At 47.6% G+C, this 21,024-nt stretch carries 23 protein-coding genes and 1 pseudogene; 1 reads left to right on the top strand and 23 read right to left on the bottom strand.

The genetic code is table 11. The features are described 5' to 3' along the window. From L693_RS29930 to L693_RS0110660, 23 genes and pseudogenes are all read right to left on the bottom strand, one after another. Positions 1-110 (bottom strand): annotated as a pseudogene (locus L693_RS29930) (ribonuclease HII); the annotation flags it as partial. A gap of 142 nt (positions 111-252) precedes the next feature. After that, positions 253-1,113 (bottom strand): ribosome biogenesis GTPase YlqF, encoded by an 861-nt coding sequence (ylqF, locus tag L693_RS0110555; RefSeq protein WP_025717222.1) that lies wholly within the window; start codon positions 1,111-1,113, stop codon positions 253-255. An 86-nt stretch (positions 1,114-1,199) separates the two neighbouring features. After that, the gene (lepB, locus tag L693_RS0110560) at positions 1,200-1,826 is read right to left on the bottom strand and encodes a signal peptidase I (protein WP_025717223.1); all 627 of its coding nucleotides are present in this window, start codon (positions 1,824-1,826) and stop codon (positions 1,200-1,202) included. A 101-nt stretch (positions 1,827-1,927) separates the two neighbouring features. Then, a complete protein-coding gene (gene rplS / locus L693_RS0110565; RefSeq protein ID WP_025717224.1) occupies positions 1,928-2,272 on the bottom strand; it encodes a 50S ribosomal protein L19 in 345 nt (114 codons plus the stop codon). A gap of 226 nt (positions 2,273-2,498) precedes the next feature. Continuing rightward, a complete protein-coding gene (gene trmD, locus L693_RS0110570; RefSeq protein WP_025717225.1) occupies positions 2,499-3,317 on the bottom strand; it encodes a tRNA (guanosine(37)-N1)-methyltransferase TrmD in 819 nt (272 codons plus the stop codon). Beyond that, positions 3,318-3,833: a ribosome maturation factor RimM gene (rimM, locus tag L693_RS0110575; protein ID WP_025717226.1), complete on the bottom strand. Its 516-nt coding sequence runs from the start codon at positions 3,831-3,833 to the stop codon at positions 3,318-3,320. Positions 3,834-3,929: 96 nt separating this feature from the next. After that, complete coding sequence (locus L693_RS0110580; RefSeq protein ID WP_013309863.1) at positions 3,930-4,160, bottom strand: KH domain-containing protein; 231 nt, start codon at positions 4,158-4,160, stop codon at positions 3,930-3,932. A 23-nt stretch (positions 4,161-4,183) separates the two neighbouring features. Beyond that, on the bottom strand, positions 4,184-4,456 hold the full coding sequence (gene rpsP, locus L693_RS0110585) for a 30S ribosomal protein S16 (protein ID WP_014281051.1): 273 nt from the start codon (positions 4,454-4,456) through the stop codon (positions 4,184-4,186). 65 nt (positions 4,457-4,521) lie between these two features. After that, positions 4,522-5,898: a signal recognition particle protein gene (gene ffh / locus L693_RS0110590; RefSeq protein WP_025717227.1), complete on the bottom strand. Its 1,377-nt coding sequence runs from the start codon at positions 5,896-5,898 to the stop codon at positions 4,522-4,524. 52 nt (positions 5,899-5,950) lie between these two features. Continuing rightward, positions 5,951-6,319 (bottom strand): putative DNA-binding protein, encoded by a 369-nt coding sequence (locus L693_RS0110595; RefSeq protein ID WP_025717228.1) that lies wholly within the window; start codon positions 6,317-6,319, stop codon positions 5,951-5,953. A gap of 174 nt (positions 6,320-6,493) precedes the next feature. Then, entirely contained in the window at positions 6,494-7,144 is a 651-nt protein-coding gene (trhA, locus tag L693_RS0110600) for a PAQR family membrane homeostasis protein TrhA (protein ID WP_025717229.1), read from the bottom strand. A 208-nt stretch (positions 7,145-7,352) separates the two neighbouring features. After that, positions 7,353-8,369 carry a signal recognition particle-docking protein FtsY gene (ftsY, locus tag L693_RS0110605; protein ID WP_025717230.1) on the bottom strand — a complete coding sequence of 339 codons (1,017 nt, stop codon included), beginning with the start codon at positions 8,367-8,369 and terminating at the stop codon, positions 7,353-7,355. Between the two features lie 38 nt (positions 8,370-8,407). Continuing rightward, a complete protein-coding gene (gene smc, locus L693_RS0110610; protein ID WP_025717231.1) occupies positions 8,408-11,977 on the bottom strand; it encodes a chromosome segregation protein SMC in 3,570 nt (1,189 codons plus the stop codon). Positions 11,978-12,247: 270 nt separating this feature from the next. Beyond that, positions 12,248-12,946 (bottom strand): ribonuclease III, encoded by a 699-nt coding sequence (rnc, locus tag L693_RS0110615; protein ID WP_013309856.1) that lies wholly within the window; start codon positions 12,944-12,946, stop codon positions 12,248-12,250. A gap of 12 nt (positions 12,947-12,958) precedes the next feature. Beyond that, positions 12,959-14,197: a beta-ketoacyl-ACP synthase II gene (gene fabF / locus L693_RS0110620; protein ID WP_025717232.1), complete on the bottom strand. Its 1,239-nt coding sequence runs from the start codon at positions 14,195-14,197 to the stop codon at positions 12,959-12,961. Between the two features lie 190 nt (positions 14,198-14,387). Next, positions 14,388-14,621, bottom strand: coding sequence for an acyl carrier protein (locus tag L693_RS0110625; protein ID WP_007429985.1), 234 nt, complete (start codon positions 14,619-14,621; stop codon positions 14,388-14,390). A 109-nt stretch (positions 14,622-14,730) separates the two neighbouring features. Continuing rightward, positions 14,731-15,480, bottom strand: coding sequence for a 3-oxoacyl-[acyl-carrier-protein] reductase (gene fabG / locus L693_RS0110630; protein WP_025717233.1), 750 nt, complete (start codon positions 15,478-15,480; stop codon positions 14,731-14,733). Between the two features lie 42 nt (positions 15,481-15,522). Next, positions 15,523-16,464 carry an ACP S-malonyltransferase gene (fabD, locus tag L693_RS0110635; RefSeq protein WP_025717234.1) on the bottom strand — a complete coding sequence of 314 codons (942 nt, stop codon included), beginning with the start codon at positions 16,462-16,464 and terminating at the stop codon, positions 15,523-15,525. Between the two features lie 81 nt (positions 16,465-16,545). After that, positions 16,546-17,535: a beta-ketoacyl-ACP synthase III gene (locus L693_RS0110640; RefSeq protein ID WP_025717235.1), complete on the bottom strand. Its 990-nt coding sequence runs from the start codon at positions 17,533-17,535 to the stop codon at positions 16,546-16,548. An 8-nt stretch (positions 17,536-17,543) separates the two neighbouring features. Further along, positions 17,544-18,536 carry a phosphate acyltransferase PlsX gene (gene plsX / locus L693_RS0110645; RefSeq protein ID WP_025717236.1) on the bottom strand — a complete coding sequence of 331 codons (993 nt, stop codon included), beginning with the start codon at positions 18,534-18,536 and terminating at the stop codon, positions 17,544-17,546. Next, on the bottom strand, positions 18,520-19,116 hold the full coding sequence (gene fapR, locus L693_RS0110650) for a transcription factor FapR (RefSeq protein ID WP_025717237.1): 597 nt from the start codon (positions 19,114-19,116) through the stop codon (positions 18,520-18,522). Before fapR ends, plsX begins: the two co-directional genes overlap by 17 nt. Positions 19,117-19,393: 277 nt before the next feature. Beyond that, complete coding sequence (rpmF, locus tag L693_RS0110655; RefSeq protein WP_007429979.1) at positions 19,394-19,567, bottom strand: 50S ribosomal protein L32; 174 nt, start codon at positions 19,565-19,567, stop codon at positions 19,394-19,396. Between the two features lie 188 nt (positions 19,568-19,755). Then, the gene (locus L693_RS0110660) at positions 19,756-20,274 is read right to left on the bottom strand and encodes a YceD family protein (RefSeq protein ID WP_025717238.1); all 519 of its coding nucleotides are present in this window, start codon (positions 20,272-20,274) and stop codon (positions 19,756-19,758) included. A 284-nt stretch (positions 20,275-20,558) separates the two neighbouring features. On the opposite strand from L693_RS0110660, the gene L693_RS0110665 reads away from it, so the two are divergent. Then, the coding region (locus L693_RS0110665) for a nucleotidyltransferase family protein (RefSeq protein WP_025717239.1) at positions 20,559-21,024 on the top strand (466 nt) is incomplete at its 3' end.

Below are 21,024 nucleotides of genomic sequence, written 5' to 3' on the forward strand. Positions count from 1 at the left end.
AAACATCCTCGACCTACCTCGTCAATACCAGCGATTCGCTCGCAGGACTGCTCCCAGCACTTTTTTTCATAGTGCAGCATATCCTTCACCACTACCTCTTTGTCTTCCACATTCAATACCTGCCCATCTATATGTAGTTTAACGCTTCATTTATGCCACATACCAAAAAAACCTTCCTCCTCTCCGGAGAGATGGGGAAGGTTCTTCCTTGCCGCAATTTGCTATGTTCTGTTTCGGGCACACCGACCATAATCAGTAAGGAGCTTCCAAACTGAAACGTCCCAGCTTCCCTCCACGCAGCTCACGTAAAATAATTTTTGACGCCTTTTCGAGATCTACACGTCCGCCACTAACAATACAGCCACGTTTACGTCCGATGGCTTCCATAACACTGACAACATCATCAGGATTTTCTGTATCTTCAGGAGGTTCGGTAAGTTCAAAACGCTCTGCCATGGCATCCCAATAATATTGAACAAGATATTTTGTGGCGAAAAAGGCAATATCCTCTACGTTGAGAATTTCTTCCTTGATCGCTCCTGTAACTGCCAGACGATAGCCGACATTCTGATCCTCAAATTTAGGCCACAAAATACCCGGTGTATCCAGCAACTCAATTTCTCCGGTCTTGATCCACTGCTGTGCCTTCGTTACCCCCGGGCGATCACCCGTAGCTGCAATATTACGTCCTGCCATTCGATTGATTAGTGTCGATTTGCCGACATTCGGAATACCGACAATCAAAGCACGCATAGGACGCGGATTCATTCCTTTGGAAATCTGCCGATCTATTTTTTCCTTAAGCAACAGCTTGGCCTGAACCGGGATTTCCTTCATCCCTGTCCCTGTTGTAGCATCCACCTGAAAGGCTATGTGCCCCTGCTCCTTAAAGTAGGCAATCCACTGCTGCGATACTACCGGGTCTGCCAAATCTGCCTTATTCAAAATAATCATTCGCGGCTTCCCTTGCAAAATATCATCAATCATTGGATTTCGGCTGGAAAGCGGCAATCGAGCATCAATCAACTCAATTACCAAATCAATCAGCTTTAATTTTGCTTCAATTTGGCGGCGCGCTCTGGTCATATGGCCAGGAAACCATTGAATCGTCACCGTCATCACCTCATTGATCGCAACTCCAGCAATAACCTTTTAGGCGTTAGCTGGAATTACGGCAGCTGTGCTGCATATTAGTTAGTTTAGTGGTTAATCCACTGCATATCCTTCGCTGGCCAGAAAATAACATCAGCCCGGCCCACGACTTCCTTCAAATCAATATATCCAATCATCCGACTGTCTGTGCTATTGGAACGGTTATCGCCCATAACAAAAATATGCCCTTCTGGAACTTTTCCATTCTTAAACTTCTCATTTGGAAAATTGGTGAACTTGTTGTAAAGCTCACCATTTTGATGCGCTTCTGCCAAAGGAGCCTTGAGATAAGGTTCCTGAATTGGCTTACCATTCACTGTAATCGTGTCACCTTCTACCTTGACCGTATCACCCGCAACGGCAATGACGCGCTTAATGAAGTCTTTTCCTTCTTCCGGAACATGGAACACAATCACTTCACCCGGCTTAGGGGCACGGAAATCATACAAAATCTCATTTACAATGACGCGTTCTCCGGTATGAAAGTTAGGCTGCATCGACGGTCCATCCACAATAAACGGCTTAAAGAGAAGCCAACGGATTAAAAAGACAAGCACTAACGCAATAATAATGGCCTTGAGCCACTCAAAAATCTCATTTTTTGGTTTACGTTTGGGCGTACCATCCTGATCGGTTGGCTGCTGTACAGTTCCTTGTCCTACTTCCTGCTCCATAGCTCACTGTCCTCTCTTTACGGTCAATAATCCACAGTTCCCTATGTACGTAGAAAAAACGAAAGGAGCTTGTAACCAAGCCCCTTTCGTTATTCGTTGTATTAACGACGAATTTCTTTAATTCTCGCTGCTTTACCGCGCAGTTCACGAAGATAATAAAGCTTCGCACGACGCACTTTACCACGGCGAGCCACTTCGATTTTATCGATTTTTGGGGAATGAAGCGGGAAAGTTCTTTCCACACCTACACCGTAAGAAATTTTACGAACTGTAAAAGTCTCACTGATTCCACCACCACGGCGTTTAATTACTACACCTTCAAACAACTGGATACGCTCACGAGTTCCCTCAATAACTTTCACGTGCACTTTCAAAGTGTCACCAGGACGAAAATTAGGCATATCTTTACGAAGTTGTTCTTCAGTGATCGCTTGGACGATATTCATCTATGACTCCCTCCTTCCGTACAGGTGTTCATGCTTCTTCTGGAAACACATCCGTTTCCTTCATCATCCACAGAGGACCACCGTATTACACACAACAGATTTATTGTATCATGGAGGTTACCGCATTGCAACAACAAAAAGGGATTTGACCAAACATTTTATTTAATTGACTTCATTATAGAACAGGTCACTACCTACTTTCAAATCCACTGATGGCTAAAGCGCTTTAACGCTTGTTCCCAGAACAGTCCGGTTTGCACTGCTCCTCAATCCACTCGCGCTCCTTGCCTGTCAGTTCAGCCTTCTCCAGTAGGTCAGGTCGGCGTTCGACCGTACGGCGCAATGCCTCCTGTCGTCTCCAGGCATCAATATTAACGTGATGTCCAGACAGCAGCACATCAGGTACTTTCCAGCCCCTAAACTCTGCAGGCCGGGTATAATGCGGGTACTCTAACAGTCCCGTGCTAAATGAGTCTGTAATTGCACTTGTTTCATTGCCCAGCACTCCCGGTAGCAGCCGTGTCACACTATCAATAACGACCATCGCCGGCAGTTCTCCACCAGTCAGTACATAATCGCCGACAGAAAGCTCATCAGTCACCAGATGTTCGCGAATCCGCTCATCATACCCCTCATAATGTCCACATATAAAAATAAGATGGTCCTCTTTGGCCAGTTCCTCCGCTTTCTTTTGCGTAAAGGTCTCTCCTTGTGGACACATCAAAATGATACGCGGAGCTTTCAAATCAGCGTTCGCATCGTTTTTTTCATTATGGACGACTTCATCGGCACCCTCTAATATGGAACGCTCTGATTCATCCAACAGCGCTTCCACCGCGGCAAAAATAGGGTCAGGCTTCAATACCATGCCTCCCCCACCGCCATAAGGCGTATCATCTACCTGTCCATGCTTGTTTCCGGCATACTGGCGAAAATTAATCGCTTGCAGTGAAACTATTCCCTTATCCCTTGCTTTCCCCAAAATACTTGCACTAAATACACCATCAAACATTTCAGGAAACAGGGTCAGCACATCTACCCGCATTTACAGCAGTCCTTCCATCAACCGTACCGTAGCCTGTTTTTCGCGCACGTTTACATTCAAAATAACACTCTCTATATACGGCAGTAACAGTTCCTTACCACTAGGCATTTTGACTACCCATACATCATTGGCTCCCGGGGTCAAAATTTCTTTGACCACACCAAGCTTTTCTCCGTCTTCTGTAATGACTTCCAGGCCGATAACTTCATGAAAATAGAATTCATTTTCTTCCAGCTCACCTAGACGTTCAGCAGATACTTTCAACAAAGTACCTTTATATTTTTCAACATCATTGATATTGTGATATTCCTTAAATTTGACGATGACTATATTTTTTTGAAAACGCGCTGTCTCGACAGTTACGGGAATCGGTGCTTTACCATCCGCCGGAACAATCAATAGCTCGCTACCTTTGGCAAAACGATCCTCTAGAAAGTCAGTTGTCGCTAATATTTTAAGCTCGCCGCGAATTCCATGGGTATTCACAATTTTCCCGACATTAAACAATTGCTGCATCATGTTCCTCCTGCATGTAATCGGTCCGCTCCATATCATCTTCATCATGTACGAAAAAGGGTTAGGACATACATCCTAACCCACTTTCGTATATCTTTAAGATATGATGTCTACGGTAACCCGTTTATCCATCTTAACGGCTGCTGATGCAACCACAGTGCGAAGCGCCTTGGCGATGCGACCTTGCTTGCCAATGATTTTGCCTACATCCTCAGGATGTACACTAAGCTCATATACAACAAGCCGATCCTTCTCCAAGGTCTTCACGGTTACATCTTCCGGATGATCGACTAAAGCCTTAGCAATGATTATCACTAATTCTTCCATAATTGACCCTCCGAATCAGCACCTTATTTCTGTTGTTTAAGCTCATGAAACTTTTTCATCACGCCCGCTTTGCTAAGCAAGTTGCGGACTGTGTCGGATGCTTGTGCACCATCTTGCAACCATTTCAGCGCTTTATCTTCATCAATTTTTACAACCGCTGGTACTGTAATAGGGTTGTAATAACCGATTTCTTCGATAAAACGACCGTCACGCGGGGAACGGGAATCAGATACCACGACGCGATAGAAAGGAGCTTTATGTGCACCCATACGTTTCAGACGAATACGAACTGCCACGAAAATTCACCTCCTTCAAAAAGTAGACTGTATATTGTTATCCATAATGCCAACGGCGCAGAGCCTTAACGAAATGGAAACTTCAAGCCTTTACCCATACCCTTCAACTGCTTAAGAGCCTTGTTTTTGCCACCTTTAGGCCCCATCATATCTGAGAACTGCTTCATCATGCGGCGCATTTCGTCAAATTGTTTGATCAGACGATTTACCTCAGCCAGCGATGTTCCACTGCCTACAGAAATCCGTTTGCGCCGACTATGATTGATCATGTCCGGATTTTGCTTTTCTTGTGTAGTCATTGAATGCACGATAGCCTCAATACGGCCCATCTGTTTGTCATCCACTTTGACATCTTTCATTTGCTTCATATTGCCCATGCCGGGAATCATATCAAGAATCTGGTCAATCGGGCCTAGCTTTTTAACCTGATCCATCTGCTCCAGAAAATCTTCAAAAGTAAACTCGGCATTGCGCATTTTCCGTTCCATTTCCTTCGCCTTGTCAGCGTCGATATTGGATTGCGCTTTTTCAATCAGGGACAACATATCGCCCATACCCAAAATCCGTGAAGCCATCCGTTCCGGATGAAAAGGCTCCATCGCATCCAGCTTTTCACCCAATGTAGCAAACTTGATCGGGCAGCCAGTCACAGCCTTAACTGACAAGGCCGCACCACCACGGGTGTCACCATCCAACTTCGTCAGTACAACCCCTGTTAGCTCCAGACTGCTGTTAAAGTGCTCTGCAACGTTAACCGCGTCCTGCCCCGTCATGCTGTCTACCACGAGCAGAACTTCGTCTGGCTTGACGTTAGCATGAATCAGGCGCAGCTCTTCCATGAGCTCTTCATCAACATGAAGACGACCAGCAGTATCTATAATAACGTAATCGTTACCGTTATCCTTAGCATGCTGCAAACCCTGCTTTGCAATTTCGACGGGGCTTGTCTGATCTCCGAGAGTAAATACAGGGGCATTGATCTGCTCACCCAAAATTTGGAGCTGCTTGATCGCGGCCGGTCTATAAATATCACCAGCTACAAGCAACGGACGATGATTTTGCTTTTGCAGCAGCTTCGCCAGTTTACCGGACGTCGTCGTTTTACCTGCACCCTGGAGACCCACCATCATAATGACTGTAGGCGATTTGTTTGCTTTGGCAAGCTTGGCCTGGCTACCACCCATCAACTCGGTCAGTTCCTTGTTCACGATGTCAATAATGACCATGCCTGGCGTAAAGCTGTCCATTACTTCCTTACCAATGGACTTCTCTTTCACCTTGGCAATAAAGTCCTTTACAACCTTGAAGTTAACGTCCGCCTCAAGCAAAGCCAATCGCACTTCACGCATCGCCTGAGCTACATCATCCTCAGACACTTTCCCCTTGCCGCGCAGTTTACTGAATACATTTTGCAAGCGTGTCGATAATCCTTCAAATGCCATACTTTCGCACCTCCTTGTCTACCAGGGTTGTTTATCTACTCATTTATATACCCTACAATTCCTGCAGGCGATTTATAATTTGAAGAACATGCTGCAGAGTGCCTTCATGGACCTCGCCCATCTTACCGAATGCCTCATGCAATGCCGTGTTTAGTTCTTTCAGATCTTGGCTTCTGCGTTCATGCTTACTCAGCAATCCAAGCTTTTCCTCATACATTTCAAGTACCTGTTCGGCACGTTTAATATGCTCATACACTGCCTGACGGCTAATTTCAAATTCCGAAGCAATTTCTCCCAGAGAAAAATCATCATGGAAGTAATATTTCAAAAACATCTGTTGCTTCTCCGTAAGGAGAGGTTCATAGAAGTCAAACAGTCGGTTAATTCGGTTTGTTTTTTCCAGCCGATTCTCCTGACTCATCACCGTTACCTCCATTACCTCCATCGTCAAGGAAAAACACTTTACAGTTCTTTTCAACGTTCCTTATGATACATAAAAGAAAAGAAGATGTCAAGCGTTATCCCTTGTCATATAAAAAAAAGCCGTTCCACAACTCTTAAACAGAATTATGGATCGACTTTTTTCCTCTATTTCTTAAACCCTGACTGGAGTAAGATACAGCAGAACAGCTAGAAAATGAAGTGTGCTGCCTGCCAAAACAAACAGATGCCAGATTGCATGATGATACGGAAATGCACGCCACACATAGAAAATCGTGCCCAGCGTGTACAGAAGACCACCTACGAACAATAACGTCATCCCTGCCGCGGGAACTACCGCTACCAGAGGATTCCAGGCAATGATAATAAGCCAGCCCATTACAATGTAAAACACGGTAGACATGAACAGAAAGCGTTTGGTGAAGAACGCCTTGAACAGCACACCGACCAAAGCGATTCCCCAAACCACTCCAAACAGCGTCCAGCCCAAAGTCCCTCGCAGTGCAACGAGCATAAACGGAGTATAGCTGCCCGCAATGAACAGGTAAATGCAGGAATGATCGAATATTTCGAACAAATCCTTCAATTTCCCTTCCCGCAGGCTATGAAGCAACGTGGAATTGGTGTACAACAGCAGCATTGTTATCCCGTAAATCGTAAAGCTGACCACATGCCAAGCAGTCCCTTTTAAGCTGGCAAAAACAATGAGCAGCACAAGTGCCGCCACACTTAAAACGATTCCAATTCCATGTGTAATGGCGTTGGCTACTTCCTCCCGTCGGGAATAAGTATAGGTGTTCGCCATCAGTTCTTCACCCACGCTTTCGTAAGATATTTTATATACAAAAATATATATCCGGCATCGACAGACCCATTGCTCTAATTATATATCTCGACGATATATATATCCACCATCTCGAACAGCAGAAGGACCAGTCCAAGCCCCGAACCTGATAAGCTAGACGATTACAATGCGTCCTCCAAAATTCCCGCGCCAGCCTGCACGCTCTAAATTAGCGCTGCTCTTCCTCGCCAGCAGCAGTTGCTTCACCAGTCTCTTCCTGAATCAAGCCCGCAAACAATGCGTGGACGAATTGCTCGGAATCAAACGGCTGAAGATCATCCACTTTTTCACCTAAGCCCACCAGTTTAACAGGCAAATTCAGTTCTTGGCGGATTGCCACAACAATCCCACCCTTCGCTGTACCATCCAACTTCGTCAGCACCAGTCCGGTTACGCCGCTTTTCTCTCCAAACAGCTTGGCTTGGTTAAGTGCATTTTGTCCGGTCGTGGCATCGAGTACCAGCAGCACTTCATGAGGAGCGTCTGGGATTTCACGCTGGATAACACGAAAAATTTTGTTCAGCTCCTCCATCAGATTGCTTTTATTCTGAAGACGTCCAGCAGTATCACACAGCAAAACATCTACCTGACGCTGCTTTGCAGCCTGTACGGCATCAAACATAACCGCAGCCGGGTCGGAACCGGATTGCTGCTTAATGACCTCAACACCTGCCCGTTGCCCCCATACCTCCAGCTGTTCAATCGCACCGGCACGGAACGTATCTCCGGCAGCCAGCAGCACTTTTTTACCTTCCTGTTTAAAACGATGAGCCAGCTTGCCGATCGTTGTTGTTTTGCCGACGCCGTTGACCCCGACGAATAGAATAACTGTAATTCCATTAGAACTCATTTGGAGCTGACTGTTGTCATTGCCTCGCAGCAGCTCGGATAGCTTTTCCGACAATACAGGCTGAAGCTCGGATGCATCCTCGATTTTGCGTTTTTTCACTTCTTCCCGCAGGTCTTCAATGAGGTTCATAACCGTATTGACACCTACGTCCGCTCCGATCAGAATTTCTTCCAGTTCCTCATAAAACTCCTCATCAATTTTTTTGCGGCGAATCATCAAATCCGTTACTTTTTCAACAAAGCCTTTTCTTGTTTTTTCCAGTCCATCCTTGAACTGTTTTGTGACAGATTCCGTTTTGCTTGCAATGCTTTCCTTTAATTTTCTAAAGAAGCTCATAGGTTCCCTCCGTTGATTTGAAAGTGTGTTATTTGCTATCAGGCAATCTCAGCTTCGTCACTATCCAGCTTGACAGATACGAGTTTGGAAACCCCGCCTTCCTCCATCGTAACCCCATACAGCACGTCGGATTCTTCCATTGTACCCTTGCGGTGAGTAACTACAATGAACTGCGTCTGCTCCGAGAATTCCCGTAAATACTGTGCAAAACGCACCACATTGGCTTCGTCCAATGCAGCCTCTACTTCATCCAGCACACAGAATGGAACAGGTTTAACATGTAAAATGGCAAACAGCAACGCCATCGCTGTTAACGCCCGCTCACCGCCCGACAGCAGCTGCAGGTTTTGCAGTTTTTTGCCCGGTGGCTGAGCTACAATATCAATTCCCGTCTCCAGTAGGCGTTCCGGGTCAAGCAGTACCAGATCGGCACGCCCACCCCCGAACAGCTTGGAGAAAACCGTGCCGAATTCGCGTCGAATGGCATCGAACGTGGATTTGAAGCGTTTGGACATTTCATCATCCATTTCACGAATAACCTGATAGAGCGTGGTTTTGGCCTCCACTAGATCTGACTTTTGCTCATCGAGAAACGTATAACGCTCATGCACACGCTGATATTCCTCTATCGCACCCAGATTGACCTCGCCCAGCTCGGAAATACCGCGTTTGAGCCTTTGCACTTCAGCCTGCGTGCTTTCAATATCTTCCGGTACAGGATAGCGCTGCTTGGCCAGCTCATAGCTAAGTTCATAGTCATCGCTTAATTTTTTGAGTACGTTTTCCAGTTCTACATCAAGCCGGTTTACTCCAATTTCCGTTTGACGAAGCAGCTCTTCGACCGATTTAAGCTGAATTCGCTGCTCCTTTGTCTCGTTCTCAGCCATTTCCAGCTTTTTGGATAAGCTGCTGCGTGCAGCCCGCTTAAACTCCAGCTGCTGCGAGGCTTCTTCCTTTTTCAAACGGTATTGATTGAGATTTTCAATCTGCTTTACGCTTTCCTGCTCATTAGTCAGAAGATCAGCTTCAATGGAAGCAAGCAAGGTCTTGTTCTGCCTCGAATCCTTGCCAAGCGTATCATAATCTCCACGCAATCTGCGCAGCTGCTCTTCCAATGAAAAGCGCTTCTGATCCAGCTTGCCTTCTCTAACCTTGAGATTCGTAAGTTCTCCTTGCAGCTGCTCCTTGGCAGATTCGTTAGCTTTACGAGCAAATTCAGCAGCATGAATGGCTTGATGAGTTTTCTTCTCTTCCTGCTCCAGTGCAGCCAGCTTTACCAACGCTTCTTCACGTGCAGCTTCCAGCTCTTTTATCTCCTGGTCAAAACCCTTTTTCTCCTGACTGGACGCAGCAACTTGTTCAAGGACATGACGCAGTTCATGCTCCAGCTGCTTGAGCTCCATTGCCGTCTGCTGCTCTTCTCCACGCTTCACATCCCCGGCCTGACGCAGCTCGTCCAACTGGATTTGTGTCTCCTCCAGCTGGCGTTTGGTATCCACAGCGCTTTGACGTAATCTCGCAATTTGCTGCTCCGTATCTAAAATGTCTTGATCCAACTGATCCAGCTGACGTTTGCGTCCAAGCAGATTGGCATTTTTCTTAAACTGGCTACCTCCAGTCATGGAACCACCTGCATTGACGACGTCACCTTCCAGCGTCACAACACGGTATCTATATTGGCAACGGGCGGCAATCCGGTTTGCATCTTCCAGCGTGCGGGCTATGACCACATTCCCCAAGAGACTGCCTACAATTCCGGCATACCGCTCGTCATACTGAACAAGATCCGCACCGATTCCGACAAAGCCCTCAGCGCTTTCCACAATTTGACGCTCCCCCGCACCGATTTGACGCGGGCGAATGACATCCATAGGCAAAAATGTTGCTCTACCCAATTGACGTTGCTTTAAAAAACTGATGGCCTGTCTGGACACCGATTCATTTTCCATTACGATATGCTGTACGGAAGCGCCCAAAGCAGTTTCCATCGCCTGCTCCAAATGCTCAGGTACCCGAATCAGCTCTGCTACCGCTCCATGCACACCGTGCAAGGTCTCTTTGCGCGAAGCCTTCAAGACTTCCTTGACACCCAGCATAAAGCCGTCAAAGTCATCCTGCATTTCCTTCATCGTATCTCGGCGTGAAATTTGAGCCTCACGTTTTTGTTCCCATTTACGAATGGTGCCTTGGCTTTCTTCGAGTAGCTTTTGCAACGCCTGGTACTTTTCACTTCCCTGAATATATCCACTGCGCAGACTACTGATTTCCTGTCCCAGCTTCTGAATGGCAGCTTCCAGTCCCTTTTTGCGCTGATCCAGCTCGACTTTTTGTGCTTCCCATTTACCGGATTCGTCACTGACACGATTCACCCGCCGCTCCAGCGCTTCCTTCTGCTGGTCGGTATAACGGATTTCGTTACGCGCCTGTGCCATCTGGTTCATCAGCTCCAGCAGGCTGCCTTTAAGGCTTTCCTCCTGCTCCTGACTGATACCGCCTGTGACACCAATCAGCTTGGCCTCTTCATCAGATAGCCTCGCACGCAGCTCTTCAAGCTCTACAATTAACGCAGACAGCTTTTCATTCAGCTGATCCAGTTCATTTTTGCGATCGGAATGCCTTGCCTCGCTCGTGCTGAGCGATAGGATAAGCTGTTCCCGGTTAGCCTGCAGATTGCGTGTGCGCTCTTTCAGCAATTCACCGTAGCCTTCGCTCTTTTCTGTAGCCTCACTGTACTGCAGCAAATCACTTTGCAAACGCTCGACTTGCTCCTCCAGTTGACGCAGCTCATTGCGCTCACTCACCAGCATAGCATCATGGCGGGATACTACCGTAGACAGCTGAAGCTGCTCCTGCTTTAGCAGAGCCAGCTTGGAAGTTGCATCGCTCCACGAAGTATGAATTTGCTCTATTTGATGGACGTACATTGAAATCTCTTTTGATTTCAGCTCACTACGCAGCTCTTTATAATGAATCGCCTTTTCCGATTGCTCCTTAAGCGGGCCGATTTGATCCTCCAGTTCGCTGACCAAATCGTGAATACGCAGCAAATTTTGCTCCGTATCATCCAGTTTGCGAACCGCCTCTTTTTTACGTGATTTATATTTTACGATACCCGATGCTTCCTCAAAAATACCGCGCCGGTCCTCGGATCGGGTACTCAAAATCTCCTCAATACGCCCTTGCCCGATAATGGAGTAAGCTTCTTTACCGATCCCTGTGTCCATAAACAGCTCGGTAATATCCCGAAGTCTGCATGACTGTCGGTTAATGAAATATTCACTATCGCCACTTCGATGCACACGACGGGTTACCGTGACTTCGCCAAAATCCAGAGGCAACGCTTGATCTTCATTATCCAGTGTAAGCGATACTTCACCATAATTAACTGCCTTGCGAGCATCACTACCAGCAAAAATAATATCTTCCATTTTGCCACCACGCAGTGATTTGGCGCTCTGTTCGCCCAGCACCCAGCGAATACCATCGGAAATATTACTTTTTCCGCTACCGTTGGGTCCGACGACTGCTGTAATGCCGCGGACAAATTCCATTTCCGTTTTATCTGCAAACGATTTGAAGCCCGCCAGCTCAATGCGCTTTAAAAACATGCTCAATCTCACCTCTAACATTTCAAAATGCTTGTATAACACCGTTTACCTGATGGACATGAATTATCCCTATTGTAGCACAAGACTACTTTGGATAAGCATACTATCAACGTTCAACATCGACGTTCAACGCACTGCAGCCAAGCCACGAAAAAAGAGCAAAACGCAGTCCATTCGCCTTTGCGGGCCGGGACTCCCCCGCGGACTGCCCTTTGCTCTTACTTTGTGTCCCCTGCTCGCGCAACCCGTCCGGGCCCGCTCAGGTACCGATTATGATTCCGCCAGCTTCAAACGGTTTAAAGCTACTGCCGCCGCTTGCTGCTCAGCTTCTTTTTTGGAGCGTCCCGTACCTGCCCCCAGCCGTTCGCTGTCCATATATACCTCGGCTACAAACTCACGTTCATGGGCAGGCCCGCGCTCCTCCACAATCTTGTATTCAAGCATCCCCATGTTATGATGCTGCGTCAGTTCCTGAAGCTCTGTTTTAAAATCACTCATCTGGAGCTTACCATTTAACACGATTTGAGGAAAAATATAACGTTCCAGAAACGACCGGACGGCCTCCAGACCCTGATCCAAATAAAGCGCGCCTACGAACGCTTCGAACACGTCAGCGAGCAAAGCCGGACGAGTACGCCCACCCGTCAGCTCTTCACCTTTTCCAAGCAGTACATATTGCCCGAACTCAAGCCCGACAGCAAATTTCACCAGAGAAGGCTCGCAAACGATAGCTGCGCGCAGCTTGGTCAATTCGCCTTCGGGTCGATTAGGGTATTGATTGTACAATTGCTCGGATACAGTCAGCTCCAGCACAGCGTCACCTAAAAATTCAAGGCGCTCATTGTCTGCATGCTGACTGAACCGATGTTCGTTTACGTAGGAAGCGTGCGTAAAGGCCTGCTTCAGAAGCTGCCGATTGTTGAATTGAATATGAAGTTTCTGCTGTAATTGCTTCAAGTCTCCACTCAACGAACTGACCCCTTACGCTTCATATTTTTTTAGAATAACCGTAGCATTGTGACCGCCAAAACCAAAGGAATTGGACATAACCACATTCAGTTCCGCTTTTCTTGGCTTGTTAGGCACATAATCAAGATCGCATTCCGGGTCTTGATTATCCAGATTAATCGTAGGCGGAATCGTCTGATGCTGAAGGGCAAGACCACAGATTATAGCTTCAACGCCGCCCGCTGCACCCAATAGATGCCCTGTCATCGACTTGGTTGAGCTGATCGCTACCTTATAAGCATGCTCTCCAAGCGTTTTCTTGACTGCTTCCGTTTCAGATTTATCACCCACTGGAGTCGATGTGCCGTGAGCGTTGATATAATCAATCTCCTCCGGCTTCAATCCAGCATCGCGGATCGCCATTCTGATGCAGCGTGCTGCACCCTCAGGATCAGGCTCCGTCATATGATGAGCATCGCCGGACAATCCATAGCCAATTACTTCACCGTAAATACGCGCACCACGCTCCAAAGCATGATCCAGCGATTCCAGGATTAGAACACCAGAGCCTTCGCCCATCACGAATCCATCTCTTTCCGTATCAAAAGGCCGGCTTGCCTTTTCAGGTTCATCATTACGTGTGGACATCGCCCGCATGGAACAAAATCCAGCCATACCGATCGGACGAATCGTCGCCTCAGCTCCGCCGCAGATCATGACGTCAGCATCACCACGCTGAATCATACGGTAGGAATCACCAATGGCATGACTGCCTGTGGCACAAGCGGTTACTGGCGATGTATTGGGTCCTTTGGCACCGAGTGAAATGGACACTTGGCCGGAGCCCATATTGGCAATCATCATCGGGATAAAGAAAGGGCTTACGCGTCTAGGTCCTTTTTCCATTAGTGTACGATGCTGATCCTCCCAAGTCCCTAATCCGCCAATGCCGGAACCTACAGATACACCTACACGATCAGCTTCCGCATTCTCTCCGATGACAAGTCCGCTATCCTTAAGCGCCAATTTACTGGCTGCAACCGCAAACTGTACAAAGCGGTCCATTTTACGTGCGTCCTTGCGTTCAATATAATCCTCTGGATTAAAATCCTTCACGGAAGCGGCTATTTTCGTAGGATAGTCAGTCGTATCGAAAGCCTCGATTGGGCTGATGCCAGATTTTCCAGCCATCAGATTATCCCACAGTGTGTTCAAATCCTGTCCCAGCGAAGTGATTACACCCATTCCTGTTATGACAACTCGTTGTTTCAAAGATAATCACCTCTATGTCTACTGCAAATTGTATTTTAAGGCCGCACGCTTTGTGCGCAGAAATAATATAGAATCAACTAAAGTTAGTAATGCCATATAATCAAACACACGGCAATTCCGTCTTTAGTTCAATCTGTATAATTAGGAGAAAGTCCCGCCTGTAACAGAACGGGACTTTTGTTGACATGAATTAGGTATGAGATTGTATGTACTTTACAACTTCACCTACAGTTGTAATTTTCTCTGCATCTTCATCAGAGATTTCCATATCAAACTCATCTTCCAATTCCATAACCAATTCAACTACATCGAGAGAATCAGCGCCTAAATCATCTTTAAAAGATGCTTCAAGTGTAACTTCGGCTTCGTCGGCTCCCAAACGGTCAACGACAATGCGTTTTACGCGCTCCAATACGTCGGACATCCGGCTCACCTCCTCCTTAGGTATTATACGAAAATTACAATTAAAATGCCATAGAAGAGAGTTTTCATTCATTACTCTTCATCGGGGCATGCGGATCGGCAACACATAACTACATGTACATGCCGCCATCCACATGCAAAGTCTGGCCCGTCATGTATGAGGAAGCGTCCGAGGCCAAGAACAGCACCACGTTCGCAATTTCCTCAGGCCGTCCGAGACGGGCCAGCGGAATACCGCTGAGCATACTATCACGCAAATCGTCAGCCAGCACCTGCGTCATCTCCGTATCAATAAATCCGGGAGCTACACAGTTCACTGTAATGCCTCTCGAAGCAAGCTCTTTGGCAGAGGATTTGGTAAGACCAATCACGCCCGCTTTAGCAGCTACATAGTTTGCTTGACCTGCATTACCAAGTACACCGACAACAGAAGAGATATTGATAATTCGACCGGAACGCTGTTTCATCATAGGTCGTGTTGCCGCCTTAAGGCAATTAAACACACCTTTCAGATTCGTTTCGATCACTTGATCGAACTCTTCTTCCTTCATGCGCATGATTAAATTATCTCTTGTTATTCCGGCATTATTCACAAGGATGTCAATCTTGCCCCAAGCGTCAATTACATCCTTGATTAACCGATCTGCCTCGTCAGCATGCCCGACATTGGCCTGGATCGTAATAGCTTCCACGCCCTTGGCTCGAATCTGCTCTGCAACCTCAGCCGCAGCCTTTTCGCTGCCAGCATAGTTTACCGCCACATTAGCGCCTGCTTCAGCTAGCGCCAGTGCGATACTACGGCCAATTCCGCGCGACGCTCCCGTAACGAGTGCCGTTTTTCCACTTAATGGCTTAGACATCATAGTACCTCCTTGCAAGTATATTGGCAATCACTATTACTTTTAACGGAGCTCCAAGGCCTCCATCACAGAAGTAAACGACTCCAGGTTGCTTATATTATACAGCTTAGCCGTTTTGTTGATCTTTTTAACCAATCCGGTTAAAACACTTCCCGGTCCAAACTCAATAAAAGTGTCAATACCCTGTTCCAGCAGCCATGCCACGCTGTCTTCCCATAGTACGGGGGAATAGACCTGTTCCACCAGCAGCTGGCGAATTTCGTTACCCTCACGGACAGGTTTTGCCGTTACATTAGCCACAACCGGAATTTGAGCTTCGGAGAAATCCACACCCTCCAGCTTACCGGAGAGCTTAGCCGCCGCTTCCTTCATCAAGGATGAATGGAAAGGACCGCTGACTTCCAGAGCAATAGCACGCTTGCCGCCTGCTTCCTTCACACGTTCAGCGACCGCAGCAACACCTCCCTTCGTGCCAGATACAACAATTTGTCCGGGGCAGTTGATATTCGCCAGTTCAACCAGTTGACCAGACTCCGTTATATCACGGCATAGTCCTGCCAGCGCTTCACGGTCAGCTCCCAGCACAGCAGCCATCCCGCCTTGTCCATCAGGTATCGCCTGCTCCATAAACTCGCCACGTGCACGTACAATCTCAACCGCGTCCTCGAATGCGAGGACACCGGAAGCAACAAGTGCGCTGTATTCCCCAAGGCTGTGCCCAGCCATATAATCAGGACGAATCCCTTTTTCCTTGAACATTTCATATAATGCAATGCTTGCCGTTAACAGCGCAGGCTGTGTATTCGATGTCTGTTTCAAAGCTGTGTCTGGTCCTTCAAAAATCAGTGTGCTTAACGCGAAGCCCAAACGCTCGTCAGCTTGACGAAACACTTCTTTTGCAGTTGGAATCGCTTCATAAGCGTCTTTAGCCATACCTACAGCTTGTGAACCCTGACCGGGAAATATAAATGCCATTTTACCCATCTTGTATGCACCTCTCTATACCCAATGCTTGTCCTGTAAAGTACCTGACAAATTCAATATTGTATCAAACCCGTCGTCTTCTTACCAGACAAGAACCGACGCCCCCCAGGTTAACCCGCCGCCGAAGCCAACCATTAATATCCGGTCGCCTTCCTTCATACGGCCTTCCTCAGCTGCCTCTACAAGAGCAAGAGGGATTGAGGCTGCAGATGTATTTGCATATTTATTAACATTAATGACTACTTTTTCTTCTGGCAAGTCCAAACGCTGCATCGCCGACTGGATGATGCGAATATTGGCTTGATGTGGAACGAATAGATCAATGTCATCTTTAGCCAATCCTGCTTTTTCCAATACGTCAACTGTAGCTGTTCCCATCACACGGACCGCAAACTTGAACACTTCGCGTCCGTTCATGTAGATGTAGTGCTGTTTATTTTCTATTGTATCCGCACTCGCTGGCAAACGCGAACCGCCAGCTTCGAGCTTAAGCAAGCCGCCTCCTGCACCTTCGGCACCGAGATCAAAGGATTGAAATCCTCTACCTTCAGGTACTTCACCAATGACTACAGCTCCTGCACCGTCTCCAAAAAGAACACAAGTATTGCGGTCGGTATAATCCGTAATGCGGGAAAGACAGTCTACCCCTATGATCAACGCATTATTATAAATTCCTGTCTTAATGAAGCTTGTTGCCGTTGCCAGCCCATACACAAAACCCGAGCATGCTGCAGACAAATCGAAAGCCGCTGCCCCTTTTGCTCCCAACTTATCCTGAAGAATGCAGGCAGTTGACGGAAATGCCATATCCGGTGTAACCGTAGCTATAATAATCAGATCCAAATCCTCTGCCTTCATACCAGCAGACTTCAACGCTTTTATCGCAGCTTCATAAGCCAAATCCGATGTAGCCTGCTCCGGTGCCGCAATATGGCGCTCCTGAATCCCTGTACGACTGACAATCCATTCGTCACTTGTTTCTACGATTGCTTCCAGATCTTTATTGGTCAGAATTTTCTCAGGAACATATTTACCCGTTCCGATAACACCAACCGGACGTAATTTATTCATATCGTCACTCACTTCCTGCTGATTTCCTTGGAAATACTTTCAACCAGTTGGTTTTGCAAGGCCGTACGGGCCTGTCTTACCGCATTTTTTACGGCAACGCCGTCAGACGAACCGTGACTTTTCAAGACGAGTCCGCTCAGCCCCAGTAAGGGAGCACCGCCATGCTCCTTATAGTCCAGCTTATCCTTGAGACTGCGAAGTTCAGGCATAATCAATGCCGCCGCCAGCTTGGTCTTTAATGATTTGGTGAACTTCTCTTTAAGGAGAGAAAATATCGCTCCGGCCGTACCTTCCAGCGATTTTAGCATGATGTTTCCGGCAAATCCGTCACACACCAGTACATCACAATTCCTGGTTAACACATCTCTGGATTCGACATTACCTACAAAATGGACAGGTAATTGCTCAATAAGAGGAAATGCTAATTTCGTCAATTCATTGCCCTTCCCGGCTTCGGTTCCGACATTCAGCAGACCTACCCTTGGAGAAGCCATACCGTGAACCTTCTGACGATACAAGCTCCCCATCAATGCATACTGGGCAAGATGCTCGGGCTTGGCATCCATATTGGCTCCCAAGTCCAGTGCCAGTACACCCTGATCGTCAATCGTCGGTATCATCGGGGCAAGAGCCGGACGTTCAATCCCTTCCATTCTTCCAACCACCAGCAACCCTGTGGTCATTAACGCACCAGTATTACCTGCAGAAATCATGGCATCCGCTTCGCCTTCTCTGACCATTCGACCAGCTACGACCATTGAGGCATCCTTTTTGCGCCGTACTGCCTTTACAGGCTCATCTTGCGCATCTATCATTTCCGATGCATGACGAATGCTGAGGTTCGCAGGCAACGCTCTGCTGTTCAGAACCCATTCAATCTGTTCACGATCACCAACCAGCGTAATGTCCGTATCCTTCCATTCCGCCGCCGCAGATAGCGCACCCTCTACCGTCGCCTCTGGGGCATGATCTCCCCCCATGGCATCAATGGCGATCCGCATGCTGACTTCCTCCTTCGCTATACTCTTCCTCCGTAGACCGATAAATGACAAAATTCCCTTGGAACACCATTTCTTCCCCTACGTAGGTAAATACCTCCACTTTGGCCTTCCCTTTTTGCTCAGGATTTGAGCGTACATATGCCTTGGCAATACACTTCTCTCCCAAATGAACAGGGCGGACAAAGCGAATATCCGCCGAAGCGGTCAATGCTATCTCATCATTAATCACGGCGACAGCCAATGAGTTGGCTTGAGCAAAGACATAATGCCCCCGTGCAATGCCGGTGCGTGAAAAGATGTGCTCCTCTTTGATTTCAAAGATGGAAATACCACTTCGATCCAATTGGAGATCAACGATATCCCCGATCACTTCATGTAAAGGCAAGGAACGAACCTGATCGTAGGAGCGCTCAGCCATCAGCTTTAGCCGCTCTCGCAATTCCGGGATTCCGAGTTCCATCCGGTCCAGCCGAATCGTCTGAATGCTTACCTTCAATTGTCTCGTCAATTCCTGATCCGTTACGAACGGATTGTCATCAATCAGTTGAGTCAGCCGCTGCTGTCTCTGTCTCTTCGGCAAACGTTCGATGTCAGTGATGCCTCCTTTCCCTGCAATAAGCTACCGTTCAGCCGACGGTTCGGGTTACTTCACGTTCTAACGGCATAAACTTCAAGCCGATTTGTCATTTTGTATGTATAAAGGAACCCCTTCGGCCCTTCTTTCTTAGAACCTGGTACTAAAACAGTATATAGCATGCTGGCACAAAAAGAAAGCATGCAAATAAAAAAAGTGACGCCTCACTGGAGTGAAGCGCCACTTTCCCTGCGAAGATTCCAAAGAATCCGCTTATCGGACATTATTGAGAGATGATCTCTCTAGCTTTGTACGTTCCGCAAACTTTGCACACATGGTGAGCAAGTTTCAATTCGCCGCATTCGGAGCATTTCACCATACCTGGTACTGCCAGTTTAAAGTGAGTACGACGTTTGTCGCGACGAGTTTTGGATGTTCTCCGTTGAGGTACTGCCATTATTCCCACCTCCTTAACCAGATCACCCCCGCAAAGCGGGTATGACTTCTTATCTCATTCAAGACTGAAGGTAACTATCGGAAGCAGTTACTTTACAGCCGGTGAATCAAGCCTGCAACATCCATGCATGGTTCTGTAACTCTCCAGCACAAGTGGATGATGATTTTTTTCAGAATTGAACTCAATTCTCATTTAAAAAAATCCTTAAGCCCTGCCAGACGCGGGTCAATCTTGTCCGTATTGCCATCGTCACTGTCATCGGAGCCGATGCTCCAGTTTTGTCCAGCCGCCGGTGCGATCCCTTGACAGTCCTCACTGCACACAGGCGCAAACGGCACGTTCAGTACAAACAGTTCTTTGCAATACGGTGCAATGTCAAAGGAATCCTCCGTCACTGCAATAAATTCGCCATCTTCATCTTCCTCTTCATTACTTGAAGAGGTTTGCTTGAACCGTTCACGGAATTCAATCTTCAAATCCTCATGCATCGGACTCAAACAGCGCGAACACAGCATGTCCAGACCTGCGGTCAGTGTGCCTTCCACGCTCATCAAGCCTTGATCCAGACTAACGGCGACCAGATCAATCTCCAGCGGGGAAACGGCCGTAACATCAGCACGATCATCCACCAATTCACTCACATTAAGAGATTCACGGATAGGAAAAGGACCGTCACTTGTTGCTACTTTGCGAAAAAATAGTTGCATCGCTATCACTCCAAACAAACAAAAATTATTATACCGACTGATCGAGTCGTTTGTCAACACCTTTCACTTTACACCACATACAAACCCATTGGTTTTCCATGGGTACAGCACGTTTTTTGCGAAAGCGAAAATACGTTGTACGGATCATGTACCTTTGAGCATTCGTACCCCCGCCACTCTTCGTGTACAATAATGCGAGTATAAAGGTTTTTGATCCAGGTCTCAATGGCCTTGTTCAGAATAGTTACTGGAACAGCTATTAAAGAAAGGAGCTGACATCCGTCTTGAAAACACTTGGAGTTATTGTAGAGTATAATCCGCTGCATAACGGACATGTTCATCACTGGAAGGAGTCTCTTCGCATCACTGGTGCAGAGCGCACGGTTGCTGTGATGAGTGGCCCTTTCCTCCAGCGGGGTGAACCCGCGATTACGGACAAATGGTCCCGCACGGAAATGGCGCTCGCCATGGGCGTAGACCTCGTTGTGGAGCTGCCTGTGGCTTACGCCATCCAGCCCGCAGAATGGTTTGCCCACGGCGCGGTCGCCCTGCTCCACGCCACGGGCGTCGTCGACGCGCTCTGCTTCGGCAGCGAGAGCGGAGACATTGCGCCGCTCCGCGCGCTGGCCCGCGTGCTGGCGGCAGAGCCGGCCGAGCTTAAGGCCGGCATCGCACAGCGCCTGCGCAGCGGCGCAAGCTATCCTGCCGCCTACGCGGGGGCCGTAGCGGCGCTCGTGACCGAAGGGGCGG

It is taken from the genome of Paenibacillus sp. 1-18, assembly GCF_000520755.1.
In the GTDB taxonomy this organism is placed as follows: Bacteria; Bacillota; Bacilli; order Paenibacillales; family Paenibacillaceae; genus Paenibacillus; species Paenibacillus brasilensis.

Coding starts and splice junctions, on each gene's coding strand:
- lepB (WP_025717223.1), bottom strand. CDS start 1,826: ATGGAGCAGGAAGTAGGACAAGGAACTGTACAGCAGCCAACCGATCAG.
- rplS (WP_025717224.1), bottom strand. CDS start 2,272: ATGAATATCGTCCAAGCGATCACTGAAGAACAACTTCGTAAAGATATG.
- trmD (WP_025717225.1), bottom strand. CDS start 3,317: ATGCGGGTAGATGTGCTGACCCTGTTTCCTGAAATGTTTGATGGTGTA.
- rimM (WP_025717226.1), bottom strand. CDS start 3,833: ATGCAGCAATTGTTTAATGTCGGGAAAATTGTGAATACCCATGGAATT.
- L693_RS0110580 (WP_013309863.1), bottom strand. CDS start 4,160: ATGGAAGAATTAGTGATAATCATTGCTAAGGCTTTAGTCGATCATCCG.
- ffh (WP_025717227.1), bottom strand. CDS start 5,898: ATGGCATTTGAAGGATTATCGACACGCTTGCAAAATGTATTCAGTAAA.
- L693_RS0110595 (WP_025717228.1), bottom strand. CDS start 6,319: ATGAGTCAGGAGAATCGGCTGGAAAAAACAAACCGAATTAACCGACTG.
- trhA (WP_025717229.1), bottom strand. CDS start 7,144: ATGGCGAACACCTATACTTATTCCCGACGGGAGGAAGTAGCCAACGCC.
- ftsY (WP_025717230.1), bottom strand. CDS start 8,369: ATGAGCTTCTTTAGAAAATTAAAGGAAAGCATTGCAAGCAAAACGGAA.
- smc (WP_025717231.1), bottom strand. CDS start 11,977: ATGTTTTTAAAGCGCATTGAGCTGGCGGGCTTCAAATCGTTTGCAGAT.
- L693_RS0110625 (WP_007429985.1), bottom strand. CDS start 14,621: ATGTCCGACGTATTGGAGCGCGTAAAACGCATTGTCGTTGACCGTTTG.
- fabG (WP_025717233.1), bottom strand. CDS start 15,480: ATGTCTAAGCCATTAAGTGGAAAAACGGCACTCGTTACGGGAGCGTCG.
- fabD (WP_025717234.1), bottom strand. CDS start 16,464: ATGGGTAAAATGGCATTTATATTTCCCGGTCAGGGTTCACAAGCTGTA.
- L693_RS0110640 (WP_025717235.1), bottom strand. CDS start 17,535: ATGAATAAATTACGTCCGGTTGGTGTTATCGGAACGGGTAAATATGTT.
- plsX (WP_025717236.1), bottom strand. CDS start 18,536: ATGCGGATCGCCATTGATGCCATGGGGGGAGATCATGCCCCAGAGGCG.
- rpmF (WP_007429979.1), bottom strand. CDS start 19,567: ATGGCAGTACCTCAACGGAGAACATCCAAAACTCGTCGCGACAAACGT.
- L693_RS0110660 (WP_025717238.1), bottom strand. CDS start 20,274: ATGCAACTATTTTTTCGCAAAGTAGCAACAAGTGACGGTCCTTTTCCT.